At 37.1% G+C, this 7,977-nt stretch carries 6 protein-coding genes and 3 pseudogenes; 2 read left to right on the forward strand and 7 right to left on the reverse strand.

Annotated elements, in window-relative coordinates; translation table 11 throughout:
• Positions 1 to 147: 147 nt before the first annotated feature.
• From H6G41_RS33605 to H6G41_RS33615, 4 genes and pseudogenes are all read right to left on the reverse strand, one after another.
• The gene (locus tag H6G41_RS33605) at positions 148 to 444 is read right to left on the reverse strand and encodes a hypothetical protein (protein WP_190752677.1); all 297 of its coding nucleotides are present in this window, start codon (positions 442 to 444) and stop codon (positions 148 to 150) included.
• A gap of 59 nt (positions 445 to 503) precedes the next feature.
• Positions 504 to 1,985 (reverse strand): annotated as a pseudogene (locus tag H6G41_RS33610) (transposase); the annotation flags it as partial.
• Positions 1,969 to 2,559, reverse strand: a complete 591-nt coding sequence (locus H6G41_RS36540; RefSeq protein ID WP_374939452.1) for a DUF4158 domain-containing protein — start codon at positions 2,557 to 2,559, stop codon at positions 1,969 to 1,971. The gene H6G41_RS36540 and the pseudogene H6G41_RS33610, both read right to left, overlap by 17 nt.
• Positions 2,560 to 2,617: 58 nt before the next feature.
• Positions 2,618 to 3,130, reverse strand: coding sequence for a helix-turn-helix domain-containing protein (locus tag H6G41_RS33615; RefSeq protein ID WP_190752671.1), 513 nt, complete (start codon positions 3,128 to 3,130; stop codon positions 2,618 to 2,620).
• Positions 3,131 to 3,214: 84 nt separating this feature from the next.
• Between H6G41_RS33615 and H6G41_RS33620 the strand changes: the two genes are divergently transcribed.
• A complete protein-coding gene (locus tag H6G41_RS33620) occupies positions 3,215 to 4,099 on the forward strand; it encodes a tyrosine-type recombinase/integrase (protein WP_190752673.1) in 885 nt (294 codons plus the stop codon).
• 245 nt (positions 4,100 to 4,344) lie between these two features.
• Here H6G41_RS33620 and H6G41_RS33625 read toward each other — a convergent pair.
• Both H6G41_RS33625 and H6G41_RS35955 read right to left on the reverse strand, forming a co-directional pair.
• A pseudogene (locus tag H6G41_RS33625) lies at positions 4,345 to 4,527 on the reverse strand (hypothetical protein); the annotation flags it as partial.
• 336 nt (positions 4,528 to 4,863) lie between these two features.
• Complete coding sequence (locus tag H6G41_RS35955; RefSeq protein ID WP_277878224.1) at positions 4,864 to 4,989, reverse strand: hypothetical protein; 126 nt, start codon at positions 4,987 to 4,989, stop codon at positions 4,864 to 4,866.
• 234 nt (positions 4,990 to 5,223) lie between these two features.
• Here H6G41_RS35955 and H6G41_RS33630 point away from each other — a divergent pair, with 234 nt between their 5' ends.
• Complete coding sequence (locus H6G41_RS33630; protein ID WP_190752675.1) at positions 5,224 to 6,360, forward strand: pentapeptide repeat-containing protein; 1,137 nt, start codon at positions 5,224 to 5,226, stop codon at positions 6,358 to 6,360.
• Positions 6,361 to 7,260: 900 nt separating this feature from the next.
• Here H6G41_RS33630 and H6G41_RS33635 read toward each other — a convergent pair.
• A pseudogene (locus H6G41_RS33635) lies at positions 7,261 to 7,830 on the reverse strand (ISLre2 family transposase); the annotation flags it as partial.
• Between the last annotated feature and the right edge of the window lie 147 nt (positions 7,831 to 7,977).

Raw genomic sequence — 7,977 nt, forward strand, 5'->3', positions numbered from 1 at the left:
TAACGATGCACCCACTCCATTACTGTCTGAGGATTGCGTCCTGTTTCTCGACCTACTTGTGTCGCACTTTTTCCATTGCATATCTCATACAGTGCCATTAAGGGGTACAACCGGGATACGGATACCGTTGGCGAATTCCCCAAACAGCTAAACTGAACCGATTAGTTCAGAAATGAAACGATTGAGAACCTTCTGAACATTTTTATACCCAGTAGCTTGCTTACCTAATTTCAGTTCAGACAAAATGCGATCGCGTAAAATTTCAAGTTCTCTTATAGTTGGTAAACCAACAGACTGTCTTTCGCGCTCCGTATCAGATGTTAGAGAAAACTCGCTCTGCCGTGTAATACTCGGTCTAGGTTCGTTTTCCCCCTGATCAGGAGCTAAAAATTGTGAGTCTTCCCGTGTAAGGGGTACAACCGGGATACGTGCAAAATGGGACACGTTGTAAAGTTATGTAAACAAAAACTCTACAACCCCTACCAGAACTACCTTCAAAATTCTCAAGCCAAAACTAAGAACTTGTCATCATCCAACAAATTCGGCACAGTCTCCATATCAATCAAGTAATCGCCAAAACGCTTGATATGACTCGTCATATAAGGACTCAACGCCGCCACATCTTCACGAGTAATCAAATAACCAGACTTCAGCAAATCCCGCAAAATCTCAGTCAAATCCACAACATTGTGGAAGATCACAGCATTAGCAACCAAATCATTATATTTGACAATCTTCTCCTGCTCGATTGGGTCATTATTAGCAATAACCCCAAAACCACCGAAGAAAAACCACTTCGAGAAACCGTTATAAGACTCAACAATATTCGTTGCCGCAGTAATCTGTTGTCGTAACTTCATATCCGAAATATATTGCAACAGAAATACCGTCCTAATTACCCGTCCTAACTCCTGAAAAGCCTGGTATAATCTGTTTTTGCGACTATAGTTCCCCAGTTTTCGTAACAGCACCGCACTGGAAATCTTGCCAGTTTGAATCGAAAGTACAACCTGTAAAATATCTTGCCAATGGGTTTGAATTTTCTCCCAATCAATCGCATCCTTGAACAAAGAATCAATATGCTTGTAAACCGTATCATTATCTGGGCGAAAGAAATTTAAATCCTTCCAATTCCGAATCCGGGGCATTAACTTAATCCCCAACATATGTGACAGAGCAAATACAGGCGTTGACTGTCCCTGAGTATCTGCGTGAATCGTATGAGGCTGAATATCAGAAAGATTTTTCAACAAACCCTCAATAATGTAAACAGCCTCCCAAGTTCCGCAGGAAATAAAATGGCTAAACAAAGCCACATAGGTATCGGAAACATGGTGGTAAGCAATTCCTTCGTAACCACCATAGCGGATATGATACTCAGACAGCAGATTCTCTTCATAGAGTTCGTACTTAGTCCCATCAGCCGCCGCCGTTGTCCCGTCACCCCAAATGCTCGGAAGCTTTAAAACATTGTAGCGATTAATAATATCCACAAGCGCTGCATTCAGTTTATCCACACTCACATGACGGCGATTAACAAACGATATTTCCTTACTTGTGACAATACCCCGCATATGTCTTGCAGCTTGAGTCGGCCCCAAATTACAACCATAGGTGAAACTAGTCAACAAATAACGTTCCGTCGCCCGTTCTAACTTCGGGTCGCTGCCGCTCATCGGCCCAAAATGGCGTGTAAAATTAGTCCAATAATCAACATTCCGCAGAATATCAATCAAATTACGTTCACCAAACCTTTGTTCCACAGCCTCAAGTAAAGTCTTAGCTGATGGACTCAAATCATGACGCACAGATTTTTTTAATACAGGTTCACCCAAATCATTAATCACAAGTTGACGATTATCTGGATAACCAGCATCCACTTTAAAAGCCGTATCAGTTAACAAAGACTTGAGTTGTTCAACAAAATCAACTGCATTATTAGCAAAACCTAAATCTCCACAATACTGGTCAATCAGTGGTAAACATAAGGTCGAGTAGGCGTTGTTGATAATCATTACTTAGGCGACTAAGTACCAATTTAAATAGATTTTGATTGACTACATTCCTAACTCGGCGTACTAATCTATTTAATGTGTTAAATCCTGGCAACTCATATCTATTTTTAATCAGTTCGGCAATAGCTACATTCATTAAATCAGCAGGATTATCCATCACCTGGGCTGATTCATTCACCGCAGATACCGCTAAATGTAGAGCAGTTTGATTAAAAGATTTAACTTGAAGATATTCGCGGATAGCTGTTCGATGTCGATACATTGTTTTGTTATTTTCATAACCCAAAACAATATCAAGAGCCAATTTTAAATGACTGCGAATATGGTTAATGATTTTCAGTGGGATATCTGCAATCGATGGAAAATAACCCAGTCTTTGGAATGATTTTAAGATGACGAGCAGGCTCAAAATATTACTTTCACCTTTCGTCGTATTGTAAGCGAAAGCAATTTCAGATTTAGTTGGAGTATAAATCTCAGTAAGTTCTTTGGTGGTAAATTGGCGTTTGAATCTAGGATAAGCGGTACGTTCAATTGATGTCACGCTGGTATTGATGGATTGTCCATATTGGTATTGCTTTTATAGATATAAAACAAAATCTTCACTTTTTCTTGGTTCGAGAGTTTTTTCTCAAAGCAAGTTCTCTTTTACTACCAATTTCAACAATCGTATTTTTGTAATAAAAGCCGCAATAAGGACAATAGGAATGCTTGAAAGTTGTCACTGACTTGCTGCATTTGAGACAGTGATCAACAAGCTCAAACCCGCACATAAAGCAGTACAATGACCTGATATCGTTCCAAATCGGTTCTGTGGGTGTCCCTGGAGTCCAGCATTGAGGACAAAATTTAGTACTGGTAAATGGTTGCTGTATTCCCTCATCGCTACAAATTCCTTCTAAGTACTCAATTGGTATCGATAAAGCCCTAGCTAGCCCCCGACAGGTTTTGTGATTTAATCTCGTCGTGATCCCCCGTTCTATTTTTCCGTATGTATGCAGGTGAATACCAGCCTGATGAGCTAGCTGATTTTGACTCATCTTTAATTCCACGCGTAACCGCTTAATGTAGTCGCCAATCGGTTCCTGTGGCATGGGTGTCTTTAAAGTATCCATCAAGAATCATCATTATTCTCCTAAAAAAGATATATTAAATAATGATTGTTTGTCTCGATAGAAATTACATAAATTGGAGATAAATTGACTGTTGCTTTAGCCACTGTTATTACGGAGTTTTTGTCACGTCCGGATTTAGCTAAAAGTACCAGACGTACTTATGAATTGGCGTTGAAACCAATACTTGGAGAATACGGAAGTTGGGCGATTGAAATTATCGGTAAGCAGACTTTAATTGAGTATTTAAGAAGTTTGGATGATTGCAGCTATACAACTCATCGCAAGTACCAAGCTATACTACAAAGTTTGTTGAATTTCGCTGTGGAGCAAGGTTATATTAAGTTTAATCCCATTCATGGTTTAAAACAGCGTCAACCAAATCCTGATAGGGGAGAACATAAAACTGATTCTCTAGTAAGATATTTAACACCTGAACAGTTAAATATCCTTTATAATTCTGTTAAATCTGACCTACGCATGAATGCTATAGTGCATCTTCTACATCGTTCAGGTTGCCGTATATCAGAGCTTTTAGCGTTAAATATAGATAATGTTAACCAAGACTTATATAAATTTCAAGTACTTGGTAAAGGTAATAAACAGCGTTGTTGTTATTTTAGTCATGGGGCAGCCGAGGCATTAAGTAAATATATCAAATATGAGCGCCATAATACCGTAGATGCACTCTTCACAGCACAACAGCCAGTGACTAAAGTTGTTAGTAGAATTAGCTATCGCACTGTGCATGAATATTGGCGAGAGTTAATAAGTGTATATCCGGAGTTAGTTGGAGTCAGAATCCACGATTTACGGCATACTTTTGCTACTGAGCGTGTTGGGCTAATGGGTATTGAGGAATTGCGGGCACTGATGGGGCATGAGAATATTCAAACAACTCTACGTTACCAAAAAGTTACGTCATCTAGGGCCCAAGAAGTTGCGCGTCAGGCTCTAAAAAGTTTAACTTAATTTCTTAAGAGTTTATATTTTGACAATGCTTTTTACTATAAAGAGTGAAATTATTATGCTGAATATCAGCACGAGTTTTTACACAAAATAATTATGTGTTTGCTGGTAGTTGAAGAGAAGACACTATACTCTGCGTCAAAAGAGTGAGTTTTGGGAAAAACATGACCATAAAGTCTGCATTATTGCAAGTATATTAACAAAACTTTGCATCGTGTCCCATTTTACACGTATCCCGGTTGTACCCCTGTAATATTTGGTAGAGCGTTATGTCTAACAATGTGTTCTAAATAGTCAGCCCTAGTTAAACCCAAACATTCAGAGGCTATCCCTAAGCTCTTCCAGGTATCATCAGTTAGTCGCAAAGAACGTACTTCACGATAATCATCATTCTTAAGCGCAAACTTTCCCTGAATATCCCGTTTGAACATAAACTCAACCGTGTATTACATCGTAAGTTTAACTTGAAGGGGTGGATCTAGCGAAGCTGTCATGAGGGGCAAGATAGCTGGAAACTATTGCTATTGTCGGTGGAACCATAAGATTGCCGGAAATCAAAATTGTCACCATAAGCTTGCCAAAAAAGGTAATCTTAAGATTTGATTTTTAGTTGGGTGTAATATTCTCAGACCCTTATTTTGTGAGGGTTTCAGCCTTATGAGTGACTTCAATCCTACATTTTTAGTGGGGGTAGATTATGAATACTTTTATCGTCAAATGTATGCCATGCAAGGATTATAGACATCGGAAGGATAATATTGCCAATGTCAATTAAAAGCATAAGCATGTAAAAACGGCAATATTATGGTTCCACCGACAGTAGCGTTTTCAGCCGTTGCATGGCGGTTGATAGCAGCTTCGCTACTTTCTCCCCAAGTAATATTTCTCGCCAACGGTATCTTCGCTATATTTAGGCCTTCATGACAAAATATTGTGTAAAAGTCCGTAAAAGCGCATAATAAACCTGTGTTTAGCGTAAAGCCCAAAGCTTAAAACCGCCTAAACAAATCCATGCCGGAATCAGAAGCCTAAAAAAAAGTCACCAATAACGGCTTACCTAATTCCTAGTTTGGTAGTGGGTTGATTAATGCTGACATTTCAAGCTATAGACAGGCTGCAATAATCCAATGGCTAAATTTATTGAGATACTTGTACCACTAATTCCTGCAATTGCAGCAGCTATTTGGGGCTACATAAAGTATGCAGATGAAAGAGATATCAAGATTTATCAAGAAAATGTTAAAGAATTATTTTCATCGAACAAAGATATCTTACTCAGCTCAATCGCCACTTTAGGCTTTTATAAAGACAAAAAAAAATATAAGAAAAATGTTATAGATATTTTGATTAATCGGCTTTATACAGAGTTGGATTATGATTTGATTAACGCAATCGTCACAGAGCTGTCGCAAATTAGTACAAAAAATGAGTTAATTTTAATATCACGAAGTTTATTAGATATAAATAGAAATTTTGTTGTTCAGGCACTGCCTATAAATGAGAGGAAAAAGTGCATAGAAAGTGTTTGTGAGCAAGCTGAAAAAGATTATTTATATCAACTCAACAAGTTTGAGGATTTTGGAGAACAAACAGTTCAACAACAAAGAGACTATTTGAATAATAAAAGAAGGGATGCTCAATATCTTAATGATTTGCATCAATATAAGCTGGGTTGGCACAAGCAGGTAATATCTGATGCGCTTGCAATGCTTCTACTGGAAGGTAATAGACGAAACCTAACCAAAGATTTTTCGCTAAATCTTTATTACAATTCTATTCACTATTCTCAATTTTTCAATGTTAGATTGAAATGTTTATATATAGAGTTTTCAGAATTTATCTCAAGTTCTTTGCTAGAAATATTCGTAGGTACATTGCTAGTTAGATCAAGCTTTTTTGGAGATGGTTCTCTAATCCGACTTTGTACTTTTAAAACAGGACAATTGAGCAATGTAGAATTCATAGATTCAAAGTTGGATAATGTTGTATTTGAAAATGTTAGTTTTCAAGATGTCTATTTCATTCGTACGGAATTAAATCATTGCATTTTTAGAAATGTAAAAGGATTAGATCCACTTCTGTTCTATTCCTGTGTGTACAGGGGATGTGAATTTGATGAAAGTTTTGATATTAGTTTGATAAACTCAGTTACAAAACAGAAGATGTTAGAGGGGTTGAAAAAATCTTCAAGATCAATTTTTGGCAGGAAATTAATTTCAGATGCTCTTGATAAAGAAAATGAGATACAAAATCCAGTGCCATAACTTTGGAAGCATTTAGACGTGAAGCCGAGATACGTATAAAAAGCTGCAAGATGGTCTGAAAAGCCTTGCTATATATAAGTTTGAGCGTTTTTGATGCTTATGTAGTATTTTACCTGAACACTTGCAATGTAAGGGTCAATAATTACTTTTTGCTTACCAAAGAGAATTACAAATACTGTTTGGTAGGAGTCTCTGGATTGGGCTACAAAGCTTGATTTCAAAGAGTTTCAACAATTCACCCCAAAAGATGATCATTGTCCTAGCTGTAAAACATGTAAATAAAGTTAATAAATACTCCGGTTTTTGTAGCTATAGATACCTAAGTTTTGTCCAAGAGTGTCAATTTTACTCAAACATCGCTGAAACCTATATATAGTAAGAGTTTTCAGCTATCTTGTCCTTCATGACAGCTTCGCTATATTTACCCCTTGAAATAGCTAGGTTTACCATGTAATACACGGAGAAAGGCTCAAATTCTATTAATGTTTAAGCAACAAGCAATCATGGGTATTTTCTAGCACACAGTAGAGTCTGCCAGTCTCGCAAAGTGTGAGGAGCGAGTTTTAGCCCTTGGTATCTCCTCTAACCAAGCGAAAACTCGGCTTAAATTGATAGCGGCTGCCGTCAGGATATGCTGTAGATGAGTTTGGGAGCAATGCGATTTTGTTAGACGACCCAAAAAAGAGTGCGATCGCTAAAAATTATATCTAAGTACAAAGTGATTTTATTGACAAGATAAATATTGATTTGCATGATAATTGAGCTTAATGAAAAATCTCAAAAAGCTTGCTAATCAGTCATTTGGCAATTATTCCTAAAAATATCTGCGATTAGTTTTTTATACTTAGTATTAATTACAGCAAATAATAGCTAAGATTCAGGACTCAAGTATAAAATTTATCAAGCAGTTTGAGGTTTAATAAAGGAATTAAAGATAGAACCACAAAAAATATTCCAACTTCCAGCCATCCATTGACAGCGCAGGTATAACATAATTTCAGCATTATTTTTTAACCAAAATTTACTGTTACCCTTGATTCTTAAATTAACTACTTGCCTGATTAAACTCTCAATTGCACCACTACCAATAGGTAGTTTCTGAGCTAAAACTTTAGCATAATTTAAACGTCCTTCACGATAGGCATTTAAGAGATAATTTCGTCTTCCTACCATAATCTGACAGCGCTCTCCAATAGCTGGAGCAATCAACTCATCCATTTGGTTGATTATGGATTTAGCATTACCCTTTTTTAAAGTCTTTCTGGCTTTTATAAACCATTCTTTTGATTGTATTTCTTCATGAAAAGCCGCATCTGCAAAGATTTTTAAGTTTTCCGTGACATGATAAAAATCGAAAATTTGATAAGTTTGATTCGGGCATCCTAATCGTGTCAAAAGTGGGGGAATATGTATCCATATCCACTCTGCACCATCGGCAATTAATAAAACTTGTTTTGCCTGACTAATTCCTCTGACTTTTCACGGGATGTGGAAAAGGAAATTGGTTCGCGATAGGTGGTCGCGAACCAATCCTCTGGACTTAAGATAATTTGCGTCCTCTAATATAAGGTGCTTGTAGTATCGTATTTTGGGGTGCAAATGAAACTATTAGAAGCA

Source organism: Tolypothrix sp. FACHB-123 (assembly GCF_014697075.1).
In the GTDB taxonomy this organism is placed as follows: domain Bacteria; phylum Cyanobacteriota; class Cyanobacteriia; order Cyanobacteriales; family Nostocaceae; genus Aulosira.

Excerpts from the sequence above, each read along its gene's own strand:
- H6G41_RS33615 (WP_190752671.1), bottom strand. The coding sequence starts at position 3,130 with ATGGATACTTTAAAGACACCCATGCCACAGGAACCGATTGGCGACTAC.
- H6G41_RS33630 (WP_190752675.1), top strand. The coding sequence starts at position 5,224 with ATGGCTAAATTTATTGAGATACTTGTACCACTAATTCCTGCAATTGCA.